The sequence below is a fragment of the Mesorhizobium sp. B263B2A genome (assembly GCF_020165775.1).
Taxonomy (GTDB): Bacteria; Pseudomonadota; Alphaproteobacteria; order Rhizobiales; family Rhizobiaceae; genus Mesorhizobium; species Mesorhizobium opportunistum.
Genome location: NZ_JAIUIU010000003.1, coordinates 293,634 through 317,507 on the forward strand (window position 1 = coordinate 293,634; position 23,874 = coordinate 317,507).

The window sequence follows — 23,874 nt, forward strand, 5'->3', positions numbered from 1 at the left end:
GCACCAGTCGAAATTTGTTTCAAGCCTAAAATGTTTTGCCCTGGAGCATTGACGCGTGGCATGGTGGCCGCCATTGGTAGCGCTGAAACGATGCCGCTTCGGGGGAGGGTGCCGATGATCGAACATCGCATTGCCGATTGGAACAATGCCTACGCCAACGGCGCGAATATCGCCGGTAGCGACCGGTGGCCGGCCGCGTGGGCGGAACCGGCGCAAGCGTTTCGCGATGCGCTGTCGGCGCAAGGCCGGGCGAGGTTCGATATCGCCTATGGCGATAGACCGCGCAACCGGTTCGATCTTTTCCTGCCCGATGCCGTTCCCAGGGGGCTCGTGGTGTTCATCCATGGCGGTTACTGGCTGGAGTCCGACAAGAGCGGCTGGTCGCACCTCGCCAAGGGCGCGGTCAGCAGCGGCTTCGCCGTCGCGATGCCGTCCTATACACTGTGCCCGGACATACGCATCGCCGGCATCGTCAGCGAGATCGGCGCGGCGATCGGCAAAGCAGCGGCAATGGTCGAAGGACCGCTGATGCTGACCGGCCATTCGGCCGGCGGCCATCTCGCCACCCGAATGGTGACCACGACCACGCCGCTGGCCGCCGACGTGGCAAGGCGCATAGGCCATGTCGTTTCGATTTCGGGCCTGCATGACCTGCGTCCGCTGATGCGTACCGGCATGAACGAGGCGCTGGCAATCGACGAGCATGAGGCGCTGACTGAAAGCCCGGCCCTGCTGCGGCCCATGGATGGCGCTCGCATCACCTGCTGGACCGGCGGCGGCGAGCGTTCCGAATTCCTGCGCCAGAATGCGCTGCTGGCCAACATCTGGACCGGCCTTGGCGCCACGACTAGCGCCGTGGTCGAACCAGATCGGCATCACTATGACATTGTCGACGGGCTTGCCGATCCGGCGCATCCGCTGACGCGGCTCTTGATCTCGGAATAGCCGAGATCTTTTTGGACCTATATCAGCAGCTTATATGGCTATTCTTCAGCGTAGCATCAGCACGTTGCAGGTGTCACCGGCAGTGGATGCGGGGGCAAAGGGCGCGCGCACGACCAGCCCGTTGGCGTCGGCCAGCATCCGCAGCATCGAGGAATCCTGGATACTGAATGGCGTCGCCACCAGTCCGCCATCGTCTTCCCTGACCACCGCCCGTACATAATCCTGGCGCAGGTCATTGGCCGCCATTGCGGCGCCCAGTCTGGCCTGGCGAACGTCCTGGCGATAATTGCGGCCGCCAAGCCTTGCCAGAAGCGGCTTCAGGAACAATTGCGAACAGACCAGGCTTGCCACCGGGTTGCCGGGCAGGCCGATGCATCTGATGTCGCCGAGGCGGCCGAACATCAGTGGCTTGCCGGGGCGCATGGCGATCTTCCAGAAACCGAGCGTCATGCCTTCGCCGGTCAGCACGTCATGGATCAAATCGTGGTCGCCGACCGAGGCGCCACCCAGCGTGACGATGACATCGGCGCCAGCGGCGACAGCTTTCCTGACCAATGCCGCGATTGCGTCCTTGCGGTCGGCGGCAATGCCGAGATCGAGCGCGCGAGCGCCGACCGATTGCGCCGCCGCGGCGACGCCATAGGCGTTGGATGAGATGATCTGGTCCGGCCCGAGCTCGCTGCCGGGCGCCAGCAGCTCGTCCCCGGTGGCAATGATGGCGACCAGCGGCCTCTTCACCACGCTTATCCGGGGATGATTTGCCGATGCGGTCAGGGAAAGCGCCGCCGGATCCAGCACCCGGCCTCTTTGCAGCAGCACATCGCCTGTCGCGAAGTCGAGGCCGGTGCGGCGGATGTTGCGTCCCTCGGCGGTGGGTTCGATCACTTCGATATCGCCGCCGCCGAGATCGCGGACATTTTCCTGGATGACGATGGTGTCGGCGCCATCAGGCAGCGGCGCGCCGGTGAAGATGCGTACCGCCTGGCGCTTGCCGATCGTACCGTCAAAGCCACGCCCGGCCGGCGCCATGCCGATCACCGAGAGTTTCGATGGCACCGAGGCCATGTCGGCGGCGCGCACCGCATAACCGTCCATCGCCGAGGCGTTGAAAGGCGGCTGGGTGCGAAGCGCCACGACCGGCTCCGCCAGCACGCGATCGATCGCCTCGAAAAGAGAAACGCTTTCGCCAGCCAAGGGTGCTGCGCCGTCAAGCAGGCGCTCGAGCGCCTCGGCGACCGGAAGCAGTGCCATCAGGCGCCCACCTTGTAGTCGCCGGACTTGCCGCCGGTCTTTTCGACCAGCCTGATGCCGGAAATGACCATGGCGCGGTCGACAGCTTTCGCCATGTCGTAAATGGTCAGGCAGGCCACGGAAGCGGCGGTCAGCGCTTCCATCTCGACGCCTGTCTTGCCGGTCACGCGCGCCAGAGCGGTGACTTTCAGCCCAGGCAGGGCGTGGTCCGGCTCGATGTCGACGGAAACCTTGGTCAAGAGCAGCGGATGGCAGAGCGGAACAAGCTCGTGCGTCCTCTTCGCCGCCATGATGCCGGCGATGCGCGCGGTGCCGAGCACGTCACCCTTCTTGGCGTTGCCGGCGAGGATGGTTTTCAGTGTTTCGGGCTGCATCGAGACGAAACCCTCGGCGATCGCGGTGCGGGTCGTCTCTTGCTTGTCGCCGACATCGACCATGTTGGCCTCGCCTTGCGCGCCGAGATGGGTGAGCGCGGCCGCCATCGTCAGATGACCTCAGTCAACGCCTTGCCCGTCAAAAGCAGGCGCGTCGCCGCGGTGACATCCTCTTGCCGCATCAGGCTTTCGCCGACGAGGAAGGTGCCGATGCCGGTCTTTCGCATCCTGAGGCAATCGTCATGTGTGAAGATACCGCTCTCGCTGACCAGCAGCCGGTCGCCCGGCACCATCGGCGCCAGCCGCTCCGAGGTCTTAAGACTGGTTTCGAATGTTCTGAGATTGCGGTTGTTGATGCCGATCAGCCGCGATGACAATTTTACCGCACGCTGCGTCTCGGCCTCATCATGCACCTCGATCAAAGCATCCATGCCGAGTTCGAATGCGGTCGCTTCCAATTCGCTCGCCAAGGCATCGTCGACGCTGGCCATGATGATCAGGATGGCGTCCGCGCTCCAGGCGCGGGCCTCATAGACCTGATAGGGATCGAACAGGAAATCCTTGCGCAGCGCGGGCAGGGCGGTGGCTGCCCGTGCCTTGGTGAGAAATTCCGGCGCGCCCTGGAAGGACGGTGCATCGGTCAGCACGGAAAGGCAGGCGGCGCCGCCTTTTTCATAGGCCTGCGCCAATGCCGGCGGATCGAAATCGGCCCGGATCAGCCCTTTGGACGGGCTCGCCTTCTTGATCTCGGCGATCAGGGCGAAGTTGCCGGATCTGCGCTTCGCCTCGAGTGCGGCGAGAAAACCACGCGGTGCGTCGGCATCCTTGGCTCGTGCCTTGATCTCCGCCAGCGGCGCGCGTGCCTTGGCGGCGGCGATCTCGTCTCGCTTGTAGGCTTCGATCTTGCGCAGAATGTCAGACACGGTTCACCCGTTCGAGATTTCGACCAGCCGGTCAAGCACCTGCAAGGCGCGGCCGCTGTCGATGGCCTGCGCGGCGAGCGCGATGCCGTCGCCAAGCGTCGTCGCCTTGCCCGCAATCACCAGCCCGGCGCCGGCATTCATCAGCACGGTGTCGCGATAGGCGCCGGCAGCTCCGCCCAGCATATCGCGCAACGCACTGGCGTTGTAGGCGGCGTCGCCGCCCCGGAGATCGTCCTTGGTATGGCGCTTCAGCCCGACCTCTTCCGGGGTCAGCGTGAAGCTGCGGATTTCGCCGCCAACCAGTTCGGCGACCTGCGTCTCGCCGGTGGTGGTGATCTCGTCATAGCCATCGCCGTGGGCGACCCAGGCATGTTCGGTGCCCAGCGCCTTCAGCGTCTCGGCCACCGGCATGACCCATTCCGGCAGAAACACGCCGACCATCTGTCGCTTGACGCTGGCCGGATTGGAGAGGGGCCCGAGCAGGTTGAAGATGGTGCGGGTGCCGAGCTCGACCCGGGTCGGGCCGACATGCTTCATCGCCGGATGGTGCGCGGGTGCGAACATGAAGCCGACGCCCGCCTCCTGGATGCAACGGCCGATGAACTCGGGCGAGAGGTCGATCTTGACGCCAAGCGCGACCAGGACATCGGCGGCGCCGGTCAGCGAGGACAGGCCGCGATTGCCGTGCTTGGCGACCGGGACGCCGCTGGCGGCAATGACGAAAGCCGAGGCTGTCGAAATGTTGACGCTATGGGAATTGTCGCCGCCGGTGCCGACGATATCGATCGCGCCTGGCGGCGCCTCGACGCGAAGCATCTTGGCGCGCATGGTGGCGACGGCACCGGATATCTCACTCACCGTCTCGCCGCGCACGCGCAGCGCCATCAGGAAGCCGCCTATTTGCCCGGGAGTCGCGTCGCCCGACATGATGATGTCGAAGGCCTCGCGCGCTTCCTCGAAGGAAAGCGCGCTGCCGGTCGCGACCTTGGCGATATGGGTTTTCAGCGCGCTCATCTTGTCGAGGCTTGGGCGACGGCGGCCTGGTCGACGCGGACGTCGTACTGCGTCTGCAACTGCGCCACCAATTGGTCGAGCAGATCGTCCGACATGCCGGAGGTGAAGGATTTCTGCGCGTCCTCCGGTACCGAGCTGGCATCGGCCCCCGCTGGTTCGAACACTTCGGCGACCTTGAACAGGATCTGTCCGTCGCCGGTGGGCGAGGGGATCAACCCGGTGCCGCCTTCGCCGACGCCGAACATCACAGCAGCGCCTTCCTTGCCGAAGTCCGCATCGTCGGCTTCACGCCTCAGACCGCGCTTGGTCTGCTTCTCCAGCTTGAGCTCACCGGCGATGACGTCCAGCGTGGCGCCGGCCTTGAGCCGCTTTTCGAGTTCGTCCGCCTTGGCGGCGAGGCGCTTGGTGGTCTCGGCGGCCGTCCAGTCGGCGACGACTTTCTTGCGGACCTCATCCAGCGTCCGGTCGCGAGCCGGCGTGACCGAACCGACCTCATAGAAGATGAAGCCATTGTCCGCCGTGGTCAGCCCGTCGTTTTCAGTGTTGGGTTCGGCATCGAAGACGGCCTTGATCAGCTCCGGCGATTCCGGCAGGTCCTTGACGATCGAACCGTCCGGCCTGAGGCCTGAGCGATCGATGGCGTCGATCGTGATGTCCTTGAGCTTCAGCTTGGCCGCCGCGTCGGCCAGCGAACTGCCGGAGGCGCGAGTGTCCTCGTAATTGTCGTGCACATCCAAAAGAATGCGGCTTGCCTCGCCAAGCGCCAGGTCCTTGCGGATCTGGTCCGACACTTCTGCCAGCGGCTTCACCACTTCCGGCTTGATCTCGGTGACGCGCAGCAGCACCGGACCGAAGGCGCCCTGGACGACCGGGCTGACCTCGTTGGCGTTGAGCGCGAAGGCCGCGTCGGCGACCGCCTTGTCGGCGATCTTGTCCTTGGCGAGCGTGCCGAGCAACGTGTCGGCCGGCGTCTTGCCTTCGGCCGCGACAAGCTTGTCGAAGGTGGCGCCCGCCTTGAGCGAATCAAGCGCGGCCTTGGCCGCGTCCGGCGTCTTGAACACAAGCTGCTCGATGGTGCGCATTTCGGGCGTCGTGTAGCGCGCCTTGTTCTTGTTGTAGTCGTCGCTGACCTGTTGGTCGGTGACGGCGGTCGTATCCATGATGTCCACCGGTTCGAGGCGAACGTAGGAGAATTTGCGGTATTCAGGCGCGGCGTAGGTTTTCTTGTTGGCCTCGAAATAGGCCTGAAGCACGCTGTCACTCGGCGCCTCGATCGGCTCGACGAGCGCCTTTGGCAATGTCAGATAGTCGACCGTGCGGTCCTCGCCGCGATAGAGCGCGACCGCCTTGAAGAAAGTGTCCGGCGCCTTGAGACCGTCCGAGACCGCCTCGACGATCTGCTGGCGCACCGCCACCTGGGCGCGGTTCTTCAGATAATCCTCGGGCCGCATGCCGACCTCGTGCAGCATGTATTCGAACGTCCTTCTGTCGAACTGGCCGCTTGGGCCTTTGAAGGCCGGATCCTCGCGTGTCAGTTCCGCCAGCCTGTCCTTGGACAGGCCGAGCCCCAGTTTCCTTGCTTGTTCGTCGAGAACGGCGCCGGAAACGAGCTGAGCCAGGATCTGGTTGTCGATGCCGAGCCCCTTGGCCTGTTCGTGGGTCAGGCGCTGGCCGAACTGCTGCGACATGACGGCCAGCTGGCGATCGTAGGCGAGGCGGTATTCGTTGATCGACACCTTGGTGCCGCCGGCGGTTATCACCGAATCGTGGCCGGCAAAGCCGCCCATCAGGCGCCCGGAAATGCCCCAGGCGGCGAAACTGACCACCAGGAGCGAAAGCAGTGTCTTCGCGACCCAGGTACCCGCCGCGCTTCTCAATGTACCAAGCATGGTTACTTCCGATTTATGCGCATTTTCGCATGCGCCGAGTCTGAAACAAGCGCAATAGCGCCCTTCCGGTCCACTGTCGATTGCTTTGTGGCCTGATTTTGGTAGTGAGGGCCAGAGCCAGATATTGCCCGGAGAAGCAGACCATGACGCCAGGAATTCGCCCGCTCGTCGCCGGCAACTGGAAAATGAACGGCACCAGTGCCTCGCTGAACGAACTCAGGATGATCGGCAACGGGTTCATGAGCGGGCTCGATGCGGAAACCGAAGCCCTGGTCTGCGTTCCCGCGACGCTGCTTTCCCATGCCGCGGAGATTCTTTCGCGCACGCCGGTCCATGCCGGCGGCGAGGACTGCCACGCCAAGGAAAGCGGCGCCTACACCGGCTGCATCTCGGCGGAGATGCTGAAGGATGCCGGCGCGAGCCACGTCATCGTCGGCCATTCCGAATGCCGCGAACAACGCGGCGAGGACGATGCGACGGTCCAGGCCAAAGCCACCGCCGCATGGCGCGCCGGGCTCGTGGCCATCGTTTGCATCGGCGAGACACAGCAGGAACGCGAGGCTGGAGCCACGCTGGAGGTGCTGTCGCGCCAGGTCGCCGGCTCGGTGCCGCCAAGCGCCACTCCGTCCAACACCGTCATTGCCTATGAGCCGGTATGGGCGATCGGCACCGGCCTGACGCCAACCGCGGCCGACGTTGCCGAAGCGCATGCGCATATCCGCGAAAAGCTGGCGGAAAAGCTCGGCGCCGTAGCCGCCAAAATGCGCATTCTCTATGGCGGCTCGGTCAAGCCATCCAACGCGGTTGAACTGCTGGGTGTCAGGAATGTCGATGGCGCGCTGGTCGGTGGCGCCAGCCTGAAAGCGGCGGATTTCCTTGCTATCGCGGAAGCCTATCGCAGCATTTCAGGATGAGATTTGCGACGATGGACGCGTCGCGGCGCGTCCAAATTCGTTGCAAAGGTGGCGTTGCTTCCCATATTCCGGCCACGGGCTTGGAAATGCCGTGAAAGCATTGTATTGAGCCGCCTCCAATTCACCGGTCGTGTTCGCGGCCGGGCAAGGCCTTGCCAGGATAAACTATGCAAACCGTACTGATCGTCATCCATCTCATGGTCGTGCTCGCCCTTGTCGGCGTGGTGCTGCTGCAGCGCTCCGAAGGCGGCGGCCTTGGCATTGGTGGCGGATCGGGCTTCATGACCGCGCGTGGCGCTGCCAACGCGCTGACCCGCGCGACTGCGATCCTGGCGGCTGCGTTCTTTGTCACATCGCTGACCTTGTCGATCATTGCCCGCTACGGCGAGAAGCCGATCGATATCCTCGACCGCGTTCCCGCGACATCGGGTGAAGCCGGCAAGGGCGTGCTCAACCAATTGCCCGGCACGACCACCCCGGCACCCGCCGGCAACGCCACGCCGACGCCGCCATCCGGCAACGATGCCGCGACGACGCCTCCGGCAAAGGCTCCGGCCACCGCGCCGGCCGCCGGCTCGACGCCGCCGGCAGGCAATGGCACCACCAACACCGCCCCCCAGGTCCCGAACCAGTAACTTCCGCTCGCTCCAAACCGCGATCTGTGATCGTTTGATCACAGTCGCGGCAAATGCTGCGCGATCACGAAGATTCGACGGGTAGTGGTGCTGCCTCGCGCTTGAGGCATCCGCATTTATTCGACTATAGATTGCACGCGGCATTTTCGGTGTCCTTGGGGGACGCCGGGCGACGCCGTGGGCAACCAGCATTGAACGATCGGATCTTCGCCATGCAGCTTCGCAGCTTCATTTTCCTGGGACTTTGCGCCGCACTCGGCCTCAGTTCCCCGGCTTTGGCCGGCATGCCGGCCAATATGGCCGCCAATCAGTCGGTCGACAGGACCGACGCCATCAACATCGCAGTCAAGAGCGATGCGGCGCAGTTGAGGCTTCTCAAGAAGAAGAAAAACCCGACGCCGGACGATCTCGCCCAGATCAAGAAGATCGAGGCCAAGATCGTTGCCAACAAGGAAGACGCCAAGGCCAAGGTGCTTGAAGCCAGGAAACTGGCGATGCGCGAAGCGGCCAAGGCCCGGGCCGAGGCCGCACGCCAAGACTTCCTGGCAAAAAGGGGCCAAAGTGCCTCTGCCACTGAAGTGGCCGAAGCCAAGCCGGCCAAGAAGACCGTCAAGGTCATTGAGCCGATTGAACCGATCGCGCCGATCCAGTCGGCCGAGCCGCTCCCGGCCGAGGCCATGAACGTCGCGTTGACCGGCAACAATGGCGAGTTGCGCAGCGAGGTCATCGGCGGCCAGAAGCAGCCGAGCGGTGGTCTGTTCGCCGGCCTGTTCGGCGGGACCTCGTCATCCGGCTCCTCGATCAGCTATCTGCCCGAGACGCGCGCGCTCGACTCGGCGCTTGCCCAGAAGAACGCCAAGAAGCCGTTCAAGGTGAAGCCGGAATTCGTGCCTCAGGACGTGGAATTCACGGGCTACGATGCCGGCACCATCGTCATCGACACCAGTGCGCGCCGGCTCTATCTGGTCGAATCATCGACCACCGCGCGTCGCTACGCCATCGCGGTCGGCCGTGAAGGCCTGCAGTTCAAGGGCACGGTCGCCGTCGGCGACAAGCAGGAATGGCCGCGCTGGATCCCGACGCTGGACATGCAGAAGCGCGAACCGAAGCACTACGCCCAGTACAAGGACGGCATGCCCGGCGGCGGCCAGAACCCGCTCGGCGCACGCGCCATCTATCTCTATGACGGCAAGAAGGACACGCATCTGCGTATCCATGGCACCATCGCGCCGCAGTCGATCGGAACCAGCGCCTCCAATGGCTGCTTCCGCATGATGAACGAGCACGTCATGGACCTTTACAGCCGCGTCAGGGTCGGTACCAGAGTCGTCATCATCTGACGTTTCCACCATCATGCCGAAAGGGCCGGCTCAGCCGGCCCTTTTGTTTTGCCTTGCTCACGACCAAGCCTGTTCGGTCGTGATCCCTGGACAAACCGAAACCGTTTGTCTGGACAAACCGAAACCGTTTGTCCGGACAAACCGAAACCCGTTTGTCCGAGAAAACCGGATTCCACTTTTCGGGATCATGGTCCGAGCGCCTTTTTGGGAAAAAGCCTTCGCGGCGGTTTTTTCTCTGGCGGAATCAATCCGGCCGCGTTAAGCGATGACTCCCATGGCGCGATATGTATTCATCACAGGCGGCGTGGTTTCCTCACTTGGAAAAGGCATAGCCGCAGCGGCCCTTGGGGCTCTCCTGCAGGCGCGAGGCTATCGCGCACGCATCAAAAAACTCGACCCTTACCTCAATGTCGATCCCGGCACGATGTCGCCGTACCAGCACGGCGAGGTGTTCGTCACCGATGACGGTGCCGAGACCGATCTCGATCTTGGCCACTACGAGCGCTTCACCGGCCGCTCGGCCAATCAGCAGGACAACATCACCACCGGCCGCATCTACAAGAACATCATCGAGCGCGAGCGGCGCGGCGATTATCTCGGCGCAACCGTGCAGGTCATTCCGCATGTGACCGATGAGATCAAGAATTTCGTCCTCAACGGCAATGACGATTATGATTTCGTGCTGTGCGAGATCGGCGGCACGGTCGGCGACATCGAGGCGATGCCGTTCCTCGAGGCGATCCGCCAGCTCGGCAACGACCTGCCGCGCAACAACGCCGTCTACGTGCACCTGACCTTGATGCCCTACATTCCGACGGCGGGCGAGCTGAAGACAAAGCCGACCCAGCATTCGGTCAAGGAACTGCGCGGCATCGGCATCGCGCCCGACATCCTGCTGGTGCGCGCCGACCGCGCCATTCCCAAGGAAGAGCGCCGCAAGCTGTCGCTGTTCTGCAATGTCAGGGAAAGCGCCGTCATCCAGGCACTCGATGTGCCGCATATCTACGACGTGCCGATGGCCTATCACAAGGAAGGGCTCGATTCGGAAGTGCTGGCCGCCTTCGGCATCGATCCGGCGCCGAAGCCGCGCATGGAACCCTGGCAGAAGGTGTCCGACCGCATCCACAATCCGGAAGGCGAGGTGACCATCGCCATCGTCGGCAAATACACCGGCCTCAAGGACGCCTACAAATCGCTGATCGAGGCGCTCTCGCATGGCGGCCTGGCCAACCATGTCAAGGTCAAGCTCGACTGGATCGAGAGCGAGATCTTCGAAAAGGAAGATCCGACGCCATGGCTGGAAAAGGTGCATGGGATCCTGGTTCCCGGCGGTTTCGGCGAGCGCGGTTCGGAAGGCAAGATCCTGGCGGCGAAGTTCGCGCGCGAACGCAAGGTGCCGTATTTCGGCATCTGCTTCGGCATGCAGATGGCCTGCATCGAGGCGGCGCGTTCGCTAGCCGGCGTGGACAATGCATCCTCGACCGAGTTTGGCCCGACCGAGGAACCGGTCGTCGGCCTGATGACCGAATGGCTGAAAGGCAACATGCTGGAGAAGCGCCGCGAAACCGGCGATCTCGGCGGCACGATGCGGCTCGGCGCCTATCAGGCCGAACTCGCCAAGGGCTCGAAGATCGCCGACATCTATGGCGATACGCAGATTTCCGAGCGCCACCGCCATCGCTACGAGGTCAACGTCGACTACAAGGAGCGGCTCGAGGATTGCGGCCTGGTGTTTGCCGGCATGTCGCCTGACGGCGTGCTGCCGGAAACGGTCGAGTATCCCGACCATCCCTGGTTCATCGGCGTCCAGTATCACCCCGAGCTGAAGAGCCGGCCGCTCGATCCGCATCCGCTGTTCGCCAGCTTCATCGAGGCGGCGGTCGAGCAGTCGCGCCTCGTCTAGACGCCGTCGAGCGAGACGCGCCTCGTCTAGACGCCGTCGAGCGAGACGCGCCTCATGCAGACCTATGTCGCGCTCCTCTACAGCATCATCCTGGGCGAGGGGCGCCGGGTCGTCATGTCGGACCTCAAGGCGATGGCGGAAGGCCTTGGCCTGAAGAACGTTCGCACGCTGGTTGCGACCGGCAACCTTGTCTTCGAGAGCGAAAAGACCTCGATCGCCGCACTTGAAAAGCGGCTGGAAGCGGCGTTCGAAAAGGCCTTCGGCCGCCACGTCGACATCATTGTCCGCAGCAGCGGAGATTGGCTGAAACTGGCAAGCCGCAATCCATTCCCGAGAGAATCGGTGGAAGCCGGCGATCAGGTCGCGGTGCGCGTGATGCGCAAGCCCGTGGCCGAAGATGCCCTATCGGGGCTTCAGGCCTATGCCGGGGAGGACGAGAAGGTGCTCCTGGTCGGCGGCGACATATGGCTGGTGTTCTCGCGCGAGGGGCCAAGCTCGCGGCTGCTTGCCGCCGCCAGTCACAAACGCATGGGCATCGGCACGTCGCGCAACTGGAACACGGTGCGCAAGCTGGCCGAGATGGTTGGCAGTAGGCAGTAGGCAGTAGGCAGTAGGCAGTAGGGAAGCGGTCTGTCTTCCCTAGCCCATACTGCCTACTCCCTAATTTCAAGCCTTCGCCATCTTGGCGCCGGCACTCACGGCTGCGGTGCGCAGCACGTAGTAGATGACGCCCGCAATCGCCACGCCGAAGAACCAGCCATAGACACCCCACCAGGACGGCAGCCAGTTGGTGAAGTTGGGCAGGATCGACGAGAAGACCGCGCCGATGCCGGCGGCGATGAAGGCGTTGACGTGCCAGCCGCCCTGGAAGCGGAATTCGCCATCCTCGCGATAGAGCGCCTCGACATCGACCTCGCCTTTGCGGATCAGGTAATAGTCGACCATCATGACGCCGAAGATCGGTCCCATCGTCGCGCCGATGACGTTGACGAAGGAGGCGGCACTGCCTTCCCACGGCGCGAAGGGGTAGAGCACAAGCGCGATCAGCGCTGCGATATAGCCGCCCTTCTTGAAGTCGATCTGCCTGGGAAAGACGTTGGAGAAGTCGAAGGCCGGCGAGACGAAGTTGGCCACGACATTAATGCCGAGCGTCGCCACCGCGAAGGTCAGAGCGGCCAGAGCAGCCAGGAACCAGCTGTCGAACTTGGCCGAGATCTGGTCGGGGTGCAGCAGCACTTCGTGATAGACGTCGTAGGCGGCAATGGTGGTGACGCCGGCGACCAGCGAGAACAAGATAAGATTGACCGGCAGGCCCCAGATGTTGCCTTTGCGCAACGCAGCCTTGTCCGGCGCGTAGCGGGCGAAATCGCAGAAGTTGAGATAGAGCGCCGAGAAGTAGGTCACCCAGATCGCGGCGACCGCGAACAGCGAGGTCCACGAGCCCGGCTCACCGGGCACGCCGGCGTCCTTGGTCTTCTCCTTCAGCACATCCATCGGGATGTCGCTGGTGAAGGCGAAGGTTCCGGATTTGACGCAGAGATAGATCGCCAGGATCAGCATCATCACCCAGACCGCAGGCCCCGCCCAATCCTGGAAGCGGCGCACCGTCTCCATGCCGCGCTGGATGATCAGCAGCTGCAGCGCCCAGATGACGACGAAGCAGATCACTTCCAGGCCGGAATGGCCGAGGAAATGCGTGTTGGCGTTGAAATCGGCAAACCATTGCGAGCGGATCAGCAGCGCCACGATCGCGCCGGAGGCGGCGGCCGTTTGCGCGCCGTACCAGAAGCAGGCGACGATGGCGCGCACAAGTGCCGGTATGTTGGCGCCCCAGATGCCGAAGGAGGCGCGGGCCAGCACGGGGTAGGGCACGCCAGTCTTGACGCCGGCATAGCCGACCATGTTCATCAGCACGTAGATGATCAATGACCCGATGCCGATGGCGATGATGAAGTTGACGAAGCCGCCGCAGAACAGAAACAGGCTGGCGGCGAGATAATAACCCCACAGGCTGTGAACGTCCGACGTCCAGACGTTGAAGATCGAGAATGGTCCCCAGTTTCGAACCGTAGCCGGAGCGAGGTCCTCATTGTATAGGTCAGGCGATGCGCCCTGTATCGTCATTGCAATGTTCCCCTTTTGCAAAAAACGCGCCCTCACGCGTTGACCGCAGAGGTTACGCCTGACGCAGGGGAACCGACAAGCAACCAATTTGCCGGCTTTGGCCTTAAAGATATTCAATGCGAACCGCGATTATCGAGGGATCGTAACAGTGGGTCGCTGTTGAACCCCAACGATCGGTGATTCGACTGTCCAATCAATGTCGCCGGTTTTGGGAGAACGACATGCATACGCGACGCGCTTAGGTGATGGCCATCGCGCGCTTGTGGTCCTCGACTTCGGAAAGCAGCCAATCCTGAAACAGGCTGGTGCCCGGCTTGTTGCCGATGCTGCGACGCTGATGCAGGTAGATGCCGGCCGGATAGGTGTGGCGGGCGCGAAACGGGGCGACAAGCTTGCCTTGCTGCAGAAAATCCTGTGCCATCATCGTGTCGGCAAGCGCGATGCCAGCGCCGTTGACCGCCTCGCGCATGATCAGCGTGCAATCGTCCAGGGTCGTGCTGGATTTCGGCGATGTCTCCAAAACGCCTTCCTGCTCCAGCCAACGCTTCCACCTCATCGTCTCGCATTCATGGATCAAGTGGTGATTGACCAGATCGGCAGGCGATCGCAGCGGCACCGGCCCTTCGAGCAACGAGGGCGCGCAGACCGGCGTCAGCAGCAGCGGGATCAACAGCGTCAAGGCCGGGCCGGCCTTGTAGACGAATTCGTCGACGATGGCCAAATCGAAGTTGGCGCGCTTGCCCGAACTCGAGATCTCCAGATCGACGGACGGATGCAGCCGGCGAAAATTCGGCAGCCGGTCCGCAAGCCAAAGATTGAGAACAGCCGGCACGCACAAGACCCGGACACGCTGGGTCCGGCCGTGGCTCGGGCCATCGGAGAAGCTGACATCGTCGGTGGCGCGCCAGATGGCCTCGAATGCTTCCGAGAGGCTGCGCGCATAGTAGGAGCCCCTGATGGTCGGCGTGATCTGGCGAAAGCCGCGTTCGAACAGATCCTGGCCAAGATTCCGTTCAAGTGCACGGATGTGGCGGCTGACGGCAGAGGGTGTCAGGTGCAGTTCTTCGGCCGCGTCCTTGACGCTGCCAAGACGTGCGGCGGCCTCGAAGGCGCGCATGCCATTGAGTGAAGGTAAGGCCATTGCCCGATCATGAATTGTCAGTTGAGTTTTTGTCAATCGACATGGACAAAATTGGCGTTTGATCACCAGGGTCCTTCGGGGATACCCAGAAGGCAAGGGCGACCAAGTCGCCATCAGAAAACGAATATTTGGGGGCCTCCGGCACCATTCCACCAGTGGCAGAGACCGGCCTGATCGGTTTTCCGCCGCTGGCAGGCGAAGCTTTGCGCAAAGCGGCGCTGAGGCCGGGGCAAATGGGAGAATGACTGCTTATGCCTCAATCGCCAGTGCCGGTCTTTGAAGCGGCCGACGAGATTTCGGCTGAAGCCTCTGTCGTCGTGATCCTGCAAACTGCCCAGACAGGCTTTGGTCCACGGGCAGCGGCGCTGGATGTCGAGTTAAGCGGGATTTTGTCCCGTGCCTGCTCCGACCCGGACGCTTTGGCCGAGTCTGGTACCTGCATCGATGTGATCGCTCCCCAGGCCGTATCGGCCCGGCGCATCATCGTTCTCGCTTTGGGCAAGGCCGAGGCTCTAACCGCGCTGTCACTGGCGCGTGCCGGCGGTTTGCTGGCCGCGCATCTCGAAGGCAAGAGTGAGTGCGCGGCCACCTTGCTCCTGGATCCGATCGCCGGTGTCGACCTGCCGGGCGCGGACATCCTGGCGCGCGTGGCGCTCGGCATGCGGCTGCGGCGCTATCGCTTCGACATGCGCAACCAACGCCAGGGTGCCGGCGCGGATAGAACCCTGCGTGTGCAACTGGTCGGCGCAAGTCGCGCCGAGCTAGCCCCGGCGCTGGCACGGATCAACGCCATTGCCGACGGCGTCGAATATGCGCGCACGCTGGTCAATCTGCCGCCGAACCATCTCCATCCCGACAATTTCCACGATCACCTGGAGCCGCTGCGCGAAACCGGCATCGACGTCGAGATCCTCGATACGACAAAGCTCGGGGAACTCGGCATGAATGCGATCCTGGCTGTCGGGTCAGGGTCGGTACGGCCGCCGCGCGTTGCTGTTCTGCGCTATCGCGGCAAGGGTGCTCCCGCGCAGCCAATGGCTTTCGTCGGCAAGGGCGTATGCTTCGACTCCGGCGGGCTCTGCATCAAGCGCGGCGAGCAGATGTTCGACATGAAGGCCGACATGGGTGGCGCGGCCGCCGTTGTCGGCCTGCTGATAGCGCTCGCCCGGCAAGGCAGCCCTGTGCATGCTGTCGGCATTCTGGGCATTGCCGAGAACATGCCGTCCGGCACCGCGCTGAAGCCGCGCGACATCATCACGACGGCTTCGGGACAGACCGTGGAAGTGTTCGACACGGACGCGGAAGGGCGCCTGATCCTGGCCGACTGCCTTTACTATGCGGCTTCGCGCTTCAACCCCTCGGTGATCGTCGATCTGGCGACGCTGACCTATTCGGTGATGCGCGGCCTCGGATCGATATTCGCCGGTCTGTTCAGCACCGACAATGCCATCGCGACGCAGATGATCGCGGCCGGGGAAACGGTCGGCGAGCGTTTCTGGCAGTTGCCGCTCGACCGGGCCTACGATGAGGGGCTGCAGTCGCCATTCGCCGATATCCGGCACCACGCCAAGGACATGGAAGATGGCGACGCGCCCTATGCGGCGGCGTTCCTGCGCCACTTCACCGAGGATCGGCCCTGGGTGCATCTCGACATAGCCGGCAAGGAAATGGCCGACAAGGATCAGCCGCTCGGCCGGGAGGGCGCCACGGCGTTCGGCGTGCAGATGCTGGAAGAATGGGTCCAGGCCAACCGCAAGGTGAACTAGGCGCCCACGGACAACGACAAGATGCCTTTCAAACATGCAAGGAGCCGGGATGTCGTCTGAGATCAGTAGTAGGGAAGGGCGGGCCGCCTTCGGCAGCTACGAAACCTGGTATCGAATCTCCGGCGAACTGGATGCCGACAAGGCCCCCATCGTGATCCTGCACGGCGGTCCGGGTGTCGCCCACAATTATGTCGATGCCTACAAGCTTCTTGCCCGGAGAGATCGCGCCGTCATCCATTACGACCAGTTGGGTTGCGGCAATTCGACTTTGTTGCCCGAGAAGGGCGCCGATTTCTGGACGCCCCGGCTTTTCATCGACGAGCTTGAAAACCTGGTCGACCATCTCGGCATTCGCGCGGGCTTCCATGTCCTTGGCCAAAGCTGGGGCGGCATGCTGGGCGCCGAATATGCGGTGACGCGGCCGAAGGGTCTGAAGTCGCTGACCATCGCCAACTCGCCGGCTTCCATGAAGCTGTGGGTCGAAGAGGCCAACCGGTTGCGCGCCGACCTGCCCGGGGATGTCCAGGAGACACTGACCCGCCACGAGCAGGCCGGCACAACGGACGATCCGGCCTATCAGGCGGCGACGATGGTTTTCTACGAACGGCATGTCTGCCGGGTGGTGCCTTTCCCGCCCGAGGTAACCGAGACCTTCGCCCAGGTCGTGCGCAATCCGACGGTCTATCATGTGATGAACGGGCCCAACGAGTTCCATGTCATCGGAACGCTGAAGAACTGGAGCATCATCGATCGCCTGCCGGCTGTCGATGTTCCGACGCTGATCATCTCCGGACGCCATGACGAGGCCACGCCCGCGACCGTGCAGCCCTACAAGGACGGCATCAAGGGATCGCGCTGGGAGATATTCGAGCATTCCAGCCATATGCCGCATGTCGAAGAGCAGGACCTGTGCATGCGGGTGGTGGGAGACTTCCTGGACGACAACGACAACAGAGAAAAGGGGAACTAAGCATGAAGAAACTGCTTCTGGCGGCGTCAGCCGCGGCATTGCTGGCCAGCGCATGGCTGGCTCCGGCGCAGGCCGAATATCTCAAAGAGCACCGAGGCGGCACCATTCGCCTTCTGGCCCGCTCAGCGGCGGGAACGCTCGATCCGCACATCAACTACACCGACCAGGGCTGGCAGATGTACCAGCCGATCTATGACGGCCTGGTCGCCTTCCGCAAAGCCGAGGGCATGGACGGCTTCACCATCGTACCCGACCTCGCGGAGGCGCTGCCGCAGGTCAGCAATGACGGCAAGACCTTCACCTTCAAGCTGCGCAAGGGCATCAAGTTCTCCGACGGCCATGATCTCAGTGTGAAGGACGTCGTTGCGTCCTTCCAGCGCATCTTCAAGGTTTCCGGGCCGACCTCCGGCACTTTCTATGCCGGCATCGTCGGCGCCGACAAATGTCTGGCCGACACCAAGAGCTGCACGCTGGAAGGCGGCGTTGTCGGGGACGAAGCCGCCGGCACCGTCACCCTCAATCTCACCAAGCCTGACGCCGAGATCCTCTACAAGCTCGCCTTGCCCCACGCCGTGGTGCTGCCGGCGGACACGCCCGCCGAAGACATGGGCTCCAAGCCCATTCCCAGCACCGGCGCTTACATGATCTCCGCCTTCGACCCCAACAAGGGCATGACGGTGTCGCGCAACCCCAATTTCAAGCAGTGGAGCGAGGACGCGCAGCCGGACGGCTATCCGGATGTCGTCCAATATGATTTCGGCCTGTCCGAGGAAGCGGCCGTCTCGGCGATCCAGAACGGCGAAGCAGACTGGATGTTCGATGCGCTGCCGAGCGATCGCCTGGGCGAACTTGGCAGCAAGTCCATGGACCAGCTGCACATCTCGCCGCTTTCAGCGTGGTGGTATGCGCCGCTGAACAACCGTCTCGCTCCGTTCGACAACGAAAAGGCGCGCCAGGCCGTCGCCTATGCGATCGACCGCAACACGCTGGTCAAGCTGTTCGGCGGCAAGGTGTTGGCCTCGCCGGTCTGCCAGGTCCTGCCGCCGGACTTCCCTGGCCACGAAGATTATTGCCCCTTCACCAAGAACCCTGGCGCCAAATGGTCGGCGCCCGATCTCGACAAGGCAAAGCAACTCGTCGAGGAATCCGGCACCAAGGGCCAGAAGGTGACCATCATCGCCGAAGACACCGCCATCTCACGCTCCATCGGCGTCTATCTGCAGAGCGTGCTGACCACCATCGGCTATGTCGCCGACGTCAAGCCGATCTCGTCCAACATCCAGTTCACCTACATCCAGAACACCAACAACAAAGTGCAGATGTCCATCACCCAGTGGTACAAGGACTATCCGGCGGCTTCCGACTTCCTCAACATCCTGTTCTCCTGCGCTTCCTTCCGTGAAGGGTCGGACGCTTCGATCAACATCGCCGGCTTCTGCGACAAGGATATCGACGCAAAGATGCAGAAGGCGCTCGATCTCGGGGTGACCGACCAGAAGGCCGCAGACAAGATGTGGGCCGAGATCGACAAGCAGGTCACGGACAAGGCGCCGGCTGTCGGCCTGTTCACGCCGAAGCGGCTTGACTTCGTCAGCAAGCGCGTGGGCAATTTCAAGTTCAACCGGCAGTTCAACTGGATGATCACCCAATCCTGGGTGCAGTGATGGCCTGGGTGCAGTAACGAACTGCGGAGAGGGGCGCGTCCGTGTCGAACCAAGTCGCTGCCATGCCGCGCAAGACGCGAGGGCCCTGGGCCGTCGCGTTTGCGAAGCTGGCAAGGAACAGGGCCGCCATGGCGTCCCTGGCCGTGTTCCTCCTTATTGTCCTGGCTTGCGTCAGTGCGCCTCTCTATGCGCACTGGGCGCAAGTCGACCCTTTCGCCTCGACGCTCGACGCCGTCATCCAGATCGATGGCGCCGACGTCGCGGTGATGGAGCCGTCGACGGAGGGGCTCGGCCTTGGCTATACGCCGCTCGGCCCGACCTGGCGGCTCGGCAATTACTTTCTCGGCGCCGACAGCCAAGGGCGCGACGTCATGGCCAGGATGCTCTATGGCGGGCTGAGTTCGCTGTTGATCTCCGGCGCCGCCACCATCTTCACCCTGATCCTAGGCACGTCAGCCGGACTGATCGCCGGCTATTTCGGCGGCATCACCGATACGGTGCTGTCGCGCTTGCTGGATGTGCTGTGGGCGTTCCCGATCTATCTCCTGGCGATTTCGCTTTCAATCGTCACCATCGCGCAGGGCATTTCGATCGGGCCGATCGAGATCGAGTCCGGCAGCCTGTGGCTGCCGGTCATCATCATCGGCATCGTCTACGTGCCTTATGTGGCGCGCCCCATACGCGGGCAGGTCCTGTCGCTGCGCCGCAGCGAATTTGTCCACGCCGCGGTCAATCTGGGCGTGCCTGGATGGCGCATCCTGTGGCGCGACATCCTGCCCAACATCACCACCACGCTCATCGTCTTCGTGCCGCTGATGATGGCGCTGAACATGCTGACGGAATCGGCGCTCTCCTTCCTGTCGATCGGCGTGCAGCCGCCGGCGGCGAGCTGGGGCACAATCATCCAGGACGGACAGGCATTGCTCTATACGCGGCCGCTGGTGGCGCTGGCGCCGGGCCTGGCGATCGCGGTGTCCGTCATGGCGCTCAACGTCTTCGGTGACGGCCTGCGCGACGCGCTCGACCCACGCTCCAAAGTTCGGCTGGGGCGCGACTGATGATCTACGCGATCCTGCGCCGCTTCGGTCAGATGCTGTTCGTGATGTTCGGCATCTCGGTCATCGTCTTCCTGATCTTCTTCGCGACGCCGGGCGCCGATCCGGCGGCGCGCATCGCCGGCCGCAACGCGTCGCCCGAAGTGCTGGAGGCGGTGCGCCACAGCTTCGGCTTCGACCGGCCGCTCTACGTCCAGTACGTGACGATGATGGAGAAGATCTTCGTCACCGGCGATCTGACCTCCTTCGTCAACCGCGGCTGGAAGGTGGTGCCGGCCGTGCTGGATTCGATCCCGGTCACGCTATCGCTGGTGTTCGGGGCGGCGATCCTGTGGGTGGTGGTGTCCATCATCATCGGCATCATCGCCGCCGCCACGCGCGACAGCTGGCTGGACAAGGTTCTGATGGCGCTGGGACTGCTCGGCATTTCCATGCCGGTCTATTGGCTGGGCGAGGTGATGAACCTGATCACCCAGAGCCGTTACCACGACAGTTGGCTGTTCTCCTGGGTACCGCCGCTCGGCTACAAGAATTTCTCGGACGATCCCAAGGGCTGGTTCCTGACGCTGGTCATTCCGTGGATCACGCTGGCCATTCTCTACATCGGCATCTATGGGCGCGTGCTGCGCGCGGCGATCATCGAATCCCTGCAGGAAGACTATATCCGCACGGCCCGCGCCAAGGGCCTGTCGGAAACCCGCATCCTGCTGCGCCACGCGCTGCGCACATCGCTGATTGCCTTCGTCACGCTGTTCGGCCTCGATTTCGGCGCGCTGGTGGGTGGCTCCGCCTTGCTGACAGAGGTGGTGTTCGGGCTGCACGGCATCGGCAAGCTCACCTATGACGCGCTGCAGAATCTCGATCTGCCGATGATCATGGCAACGGTGATGTATGCTTCCATGTTCGTGGTCATCGCCAACGCGGTGGTCGATTTCGTCTACATCCTCCTCGATCCCCGCCTGAGGACGTCATGATACTGTCGGTGCGTGACCTCAGAGTATCCTTCCGGACCGATGACGGCCTGGTGCGGGCCATCGACGGCGTTTCCTTCGATCTTGGGGAAAGCGAGATTCTCGGCGTCGTCGGCGAATCCGGTTCCGGCAAGACCGTATCGCTGCTGGCCGTGATGGGCCTCATCACCGACCCCAATGCCGTCATCGAGGGCTCGATCCGTTACAAGGGCCGCGAGTTGGTGGGACTGCCGGCGCGCGAACTGAGGCGCCTGCGCGGCAACGAGATCGCGATGATCTTCCAGGATCCGATGACGGCGCTGACGCCGGTCTACACGATCGGCTGGCAAATCGCCGAGCAGATCCGCGCACATCGAAATATCAGCAAATCCAAAGCGATGGAGCGCGTCGAGGAACTGCTGGCCGAGGTGAATTTTCCCAACCCGCACGAGGCGATGTCGCGCTACCCGCACCAGCTCTCCGGTGGCATGCGCCAGCGGGCGGTGATCGCAATGGCGCTGTCGTGCAATCCGGCCCTGTTAGTGGCGGACGAGCCGACCACCGCGCTCGACGTCACGGTGCAGGCCGGCATTCTCGATCTCGTGCGCAAACTGCGCGCGACGCACAAGTCGGCCGTGGTCTTCATCACGCATGACATGGGCGTGGTCTCCGAACTCGCCGACCGCGTCCTGGTCATGTATGCCGGTCGCGTGGTGGAACGCGGCAGCCGCATGGAACTGTTTTCCGACCCGCGACATCCCTATACGCGCGCGCTGCTCGGTTCGATTCCGCCATTGACCGGTGAAAAACCGCGCCGCCTGCCGGCCATTCCCGGCTCGCCGCCGTCGCTGCTGCGCTTGCCGCAGGGCTGCGCTTTCGGTCCGCGTTGCCCCGTTCACTACGAACCCTGCGTGACCGGCAAGCCCGACCTCGGGGCTGGAGCCCACGCCGCCGCATGCTTCCGGGCGGTGCAGGCATGAGCGGAGCAATGATCGACAAAGAATCGATGGCCGACAAGGAACCGATGACCGACAGGGATCAGCCAATCCTCGAGACGCGTTCGCTGGGAAAGCGCTTCTCGATCGGCACCCGGTTTTCGGCGGAAGGCAGGCGAACCGTCCATGCGGTCGACAATGTTTCGCTGACGGTTCGGCGCGGCGAGACTGTCGGGCTGGTCGGCGAATCCGGATGCGGCAAGTCCACGCTGGCGCGCTGCCTGGTAAGGCTCTACGACATCACGGACGGCACGCTTCTGTTCGAAGGTGACGACATCACCTCGAAGTCGCTCTCCGAACTCAGGCCGCTGCGGCGGCGCCTGCAAATGGTCTTCCAGGACCCGTCGGCCTCGCTCAATCCGCGCCGTCGTGTCGGCGACCTGGTGGCCGAGCCGCTGCGCATCCACGGCAAGCTTTCGTCTCGCGAGATCACCGCGCGTGTTGCCGAACTGTTCGACCTCGTCGGGCTGTTGCCGGATCACGTCATGCGGTTCCCGCACGAATTTTCCGGCGGGCAGCGCCAGCGTGTCGGCATTGCACGGGCCATTGCCCTCAACCCCGATCTGGTCGTGCTGGATGAGCCCGTCTCCGCGCTCGACGTGTCGGTGCAGGCGCAGATCGTCAACCTGCTTGCCGACCTGCAGGAGAAGCTCAACCTCACCTACATCTTCATCGCCCATGACCTGTCGGTGGTGCGCCAGGTGTCGACCCGCATCGCAGTCATGTATCTCGGCTCGATCGTCGAGGAAGGTCCGGCGGAAGAGGTGTTCGCAACACCTGCCCATCCCTACAGCCAGGCGCTGATCTCGGCGGTTCCCGTCGTGGAGACGACGCCTAGCGGGACGCGCAAGCGCATCATCCTGACCGGCGACGTGCCGAGCCCGCTCAAGCCGCCATCCGGGTGCCGTTTCCATCCGCGATGCCCGATCGCGGCGGATCGTTGCCGCATCGAGCGGCCGGAGTTGAGGGAATATCGACCGGGCCGAAAGGTAGCCTGCCACTTTCCGACGGCGTAGCGGGCCGCCCATCGGCGCCTGGACGATGGCCGACAGTTTTTTGAAAAATTCCACCGTCAGCGTGGAACCAACCGCCAAGCCGCGCGTTTCAATCGGTTCGATCGCACGCATTGCGATCGACCGGGAGGAACCAATGGACTACCTGCATTTCTTTTCGCCCGTGCGGATTTCGCGCGGGCAGGGGCATCCTGTAGAAGAAGTGGATAATGTCGCCGAGGCGATGGTTTTCTTGCGCAAATGGCCGACAGGCCGGCGCGGGCCTGTGTATCAGTGCGCGCTGAATTGCTGCGCGGCCGCGTTGTCGGGCCAGATGTCAGCCGAAGAAGCAAGGAAGGCGTTCACCGGCTTTGCCCGGATCACGCGGCTTCTGGACGATGACATGGCGTTGCCCGTAGCCGGCGAAAACATGGCGGACATATACGCGCTGCGGCGTTAGGAGCCATGGCTTCACAGGCGTAGCCCTCGCGTCGTGATAGCGCGCGGGGGTGCGTTGGCGCGCGGCGCTAGGTTATCAGGCAGATTGAAAGGGGAGCGGCAAATACGCTACTTGTCACTGCAATGCATATTCGACGCCACCGCCGGAAGCCTGTCCAGGAAAACGCTCCATGGATGCCACCGGCTCGACCACGTCTGCTGCAAAGGCACCTGTCGCGCTCATGGCCGCAGCCAAAAAATATTCCTGAAAATAGCCGCATGAATGCCAACCGCACACCCCCGCGTATCTACAGGGATCGCGTCGTTGGTGGTTACGGCGTCAAAGACGCGCCGCCGCCATATCAGTGGCGGATCGGGCGCAGTCTGGCATAAAGCCAGTAACGTCTGGAGGGCACTAGACCAACCGCTGTCGTGTGCACTATGTGTGCGGTGAGAACCTCGATATAGGCAAGTGGTTTCCGCTGCGGCGGCGTAACCACAAATTAGGCTACTTTCAGCGGCGTCTATCGCCAAATTCGTCTGTCGTTCCAGCGGGGTATTGGACGGACCGAGACATAACAAAGATCGTAA

Annotated in this window: 21 protein-coding genes; 14 read left to right on the plus strand and 7 right to left on the minus strand. The window is 63.1% G+C overall.

Going from position 1 to position 23,874, the window contains the following annotated elements; all coding sequences use genetic code 11:
- The first annotated feature begins 114 nt into the window (after positions 1 to 114).
- Complete coding sequence (locus tag LB568_RS08675) at positions 115 to 945, plus strand: alpha/beta hydrolase (RefSeq protein ID WP_224729862.1); 831 nt, start codon at positions 115 to 117, stop codon at positions 943 to 945.
- Positions 946 to 990: 45 nt separating this feature from the next.
- Here the strand turns inward: LB568_RS08675 and glp are convergent, their stop codons facing one another.
- Genes glp through LB568_RS08700 form a run of 5 tightly spaced genes read right to left on the minus strand, consistent with a single transcriptional unit; the run spans position 991 to position 6,396 of the window.
- A complete protein-coding gene (glp, locus tag LB568_RS08680) occupies positions 991 to 2,196 on the minus strand; it encodes a gephyrin-like molybdotransferase Glp (RefSeq protein WP_224729863.1) in 1,206 nt (401 codons plus the stop codon).
- On the minus strand, positions 2,196 to 2,678 hold the full coding sequence (gene moaC / locus LB568_RS08685; RefSeq protein ID WP_013895390.1) for a cyclic pyranopterin monophosphate synthase MoaC: 483 nt from the start codon (positions 2,676 to 2,678) through the stop codon (positions 2,196 to 2,198). The genes glp and moaC overlap by 1 nt, the downstream gene beginning before the upstream one ends.
- A 2-nt stretch (positions 2,679 to 2,680) precedes the next feature.
- A complete protein-coding gene (gene trpC, locus LB568_RS08690; RefSeq protein WP_224729864.1) occupies positions 2,681 to 3,493 on the minus strand; it encodes an indole-3-glycerol phosphate synthase TrpC in 813 nt (270 codons plus the stop codon).
- Between the two features lie 3 nt (positions 3,494 to 3,496).
- Complete coding sequence (trpD, locus tag LB568_RS08695) at positions 3,497 to 4,507, minus strand: anthranilate phosphoribosyltransferase (protein WP_224729865.1); 1,011 nt, start codon at positions 4,505 to 4,507, stop codon at positions 3,497 to 3,499.
- Positions 4,504 to 6,396 (minus strand): SurA N-terminal domain-containing protein, encoded by a 1,893-nt coding sequence (locus tag LB568_RS08700; RefSeq protein ID WP_140569513.1) that lies wholly within the window; start codon positions 6,394 to 6,396, stop codon positions 4,504 to 4,506. Before LB568_RS08700 ends, trpD begins: the two co-directional genes overlap by 4 nt.
- Positions 6,397 to 6,539: 143 nt before the next feature.
- Between LB568_RS08700 and tpiA the strand changes: the two genes are divergently transcribed.
- From tpiA to LB568_RS08725, 5 genes are all read left to right on the plus strand, one after another.
- Positions 6,540 to 7,310, plus strand: coding sequence for a triose-phosphate isomerase (gene tpiA / locus LB568_RS08705; RefSeq protein ID WP_013895394.1), 771 nt, complete (start codon positions 6,540 to 6,542; stop codon positions 7,308 to 7,310).
- Positions 7,311 to 7,477: 167 nt separating this feature from the next.
- Positions 7,478 to 7,945: a preprotein translocase subunit SecG gene (secG, locus tag LB568_RS08710; RefSeq protein ID WP_224729866.1), complete on the plus strand. Its 468-nt coding sequence runs from the start codon at positions 7,478 to 7,480 to the stop codon at positions 7,943 to 7,945.
- Between the two features lie 212 nt (positions 7,946 to 8,157).
- Positions 8,158 to 9,285: a L,D-transpeptidase gene (locus tag LB568_RS08715; protein ID WP_224729867.1), complete on the plus strand. Its 1,128-nt coding sequence runs from the start codon at positions 8,158 to 8,160 to the stop codon at positions 9,283 to 9,285.
- 265 nt (positions 9,286 to 9,550) lie between these two features.
- Positions 9,551 to 11,188: a CTP synthase gene (locus LB568_RS08720; RefSeq protein WP_140569518.1), complete on the plus strand. Its 1,638-nt coding sequence runs from the start codon at positions 9,551 to 9,553 to the stop codon at positions 11,186 to 11,188.
- A 54-nt stretch (positions 11,189 to 11,242) separates the two neighbouring features.
- On the plus strand, positions 11,243 to 11,788 hold the full coding sequence (locus tag LB568_RS08725; RefSeq protein ID WP_224729868.1) for a DUF1697 domain-containing protein: 546 nt from the start codon (positions 11,243 to 11,245) through the stop codon (positions 11,786 to 11,788).
- Between the two features lie 66 nt (positions 11,789 to 11,854).
- On the opposite strand, the gene LB568_RS08730 is transcribed toward LB568_RS08725, so the two are convergent.
- Both LB568_RS08730 and LB568_RS08735 read right to left on the minus strand, forming a co-directional pair.
- Positions 11,855 to 13,312, minus strand: a complete 1,458-nt coding sequence (locus LB568_RS08730; protein WP_224729869.1) for an NCS1 family nucleobase:cation symporter-1 — start codon at positions 13,310 to 13,312, stop codon at positions 11,855 to 11,857.
- A gap of 238 nt (positions 13,313 to 13,550) precedes the next feature.
- Positions 13,551 to 14,453 carry a LysR substrate-binding domain-containing protein gene (locus tag LB568_RS08735; protein WP_140569523.1) on the minus strand — a complete coding sequence of 301 codons (903 nt, stop codon included), beginning with the start codon at positions 14,451 to 14,453 and terminating at the stop codon, positions 13,551 to 13,553.
- A 251-nt stretch (positions 14,454 to 14,704) separates the two neighbouring features.
- On the opposite strand from LB568_RS08735, the gene LB568_RS08740 reads away from it, so the two are divergent.
- From LB568_RS08740 to LB568_RS08775, 8 genes are read left to right on the plus strand one after another with little or no spacing between them, the layout of a single operon-like run.
- Complete coding sequence (locus tag LB568_RS08740) at positions 14,705 to 16,219, plus strand: leucyl aminopeptidase (protein ID WP_224729870.1); 1,515 nt, start codon at positions 14,705 to 14,707, stop codon at positions 16,217 to 16,219.
- Between the two features lie 49 nt (positions 16,220 to 16,268).
- Positions 16,269 to 17,189 (plus strand): proline iminopeptidase-family hydrolase, encoded by a 921-nt coding sequence (locus LB568_RS08745; RefSeq protein ID WP_224729871.1) that lies wholly within the window; start codon positions 16,269 to 16,271, stop codon positions 17,187 to 17,189.
- Between the two features lie 2 nt (positions 17,190 to 17,191).
- A complete protein-coding gene (locus LB568_RS08750; RefSeq protein ID WP_140569528.1) occupies positions 17,192 to 18,853 on the plus strand; it encodes an ABC transporter substrate-binding protein in 1,662 nt (553 codons plus the stop codon).
- A 41-nt stretch (positions 18,854 to 18,894) separates the two neighbouring features.
- Positions 18,895 to 19,911, plus strand: coding sequence for an ABC transporter permease (locus LB568_RS08755; protein WP_041164208.1), 1,017 nt, complete (start codon positions 18,895 to 18,897; stop codon positions 19,909 to 19,911).
- Positions 19,911 to 20,882, plus strand: a complete 972-nt coding sequence (locus LB568_RS08760; protein ID WP_013895405.1) for an ABC transporter permease — start codon at positions 19,911 to 19,913, stop codon at positions 20,880 to 20,882. The genes LB568_RS08755 and LB568_RS08760 overlap by 1 nt, the downstream gene beginning before the upstream one ends.
- Positions 20,879 to 21,838 (plus strand): ABC transporter ATP-binding protein, encoded by a 960-nt coding sequence (locus LB568_RS08765; RefSeq protein ID WP_224729872.1) that lies wholly within the window; start codon positions 20,879 to 20,881, stop codon positions 21,836 to 21,838. Before LB568_RS08760 ends, LB568_RS08765 begins: the two co-directional genes overlap by 4 nt.
- An 8-nt stretch (positions 21,839 to 21,846) precedes the next feature.
- Entirely contained in the window at positions 21,847 to 22,869 is a 1,023-nt protein-coding gene (locus LB568_RS08770) for an ABC transporter ATP-binding protein (RefSeq protein ID WP_412033902.1), read from the plus strand.
- A gap of 25 nt (positions 22,870 to 22,894) precedes the next feature.
- On the plus strand, positions 22,895 to 23,305 hold the full coding sequence (locus tag LB568_RS08775) for a DUF982 domain-containing protein (RefSeq protein ID WP_224729873.1): 411 nt from the start codon (positions 22,895 to 22,897) through the stop codon (positions 23,303 to 23,305).
- Positions 23,306 to 23,874: the final 569 nt, after the last annotated feature.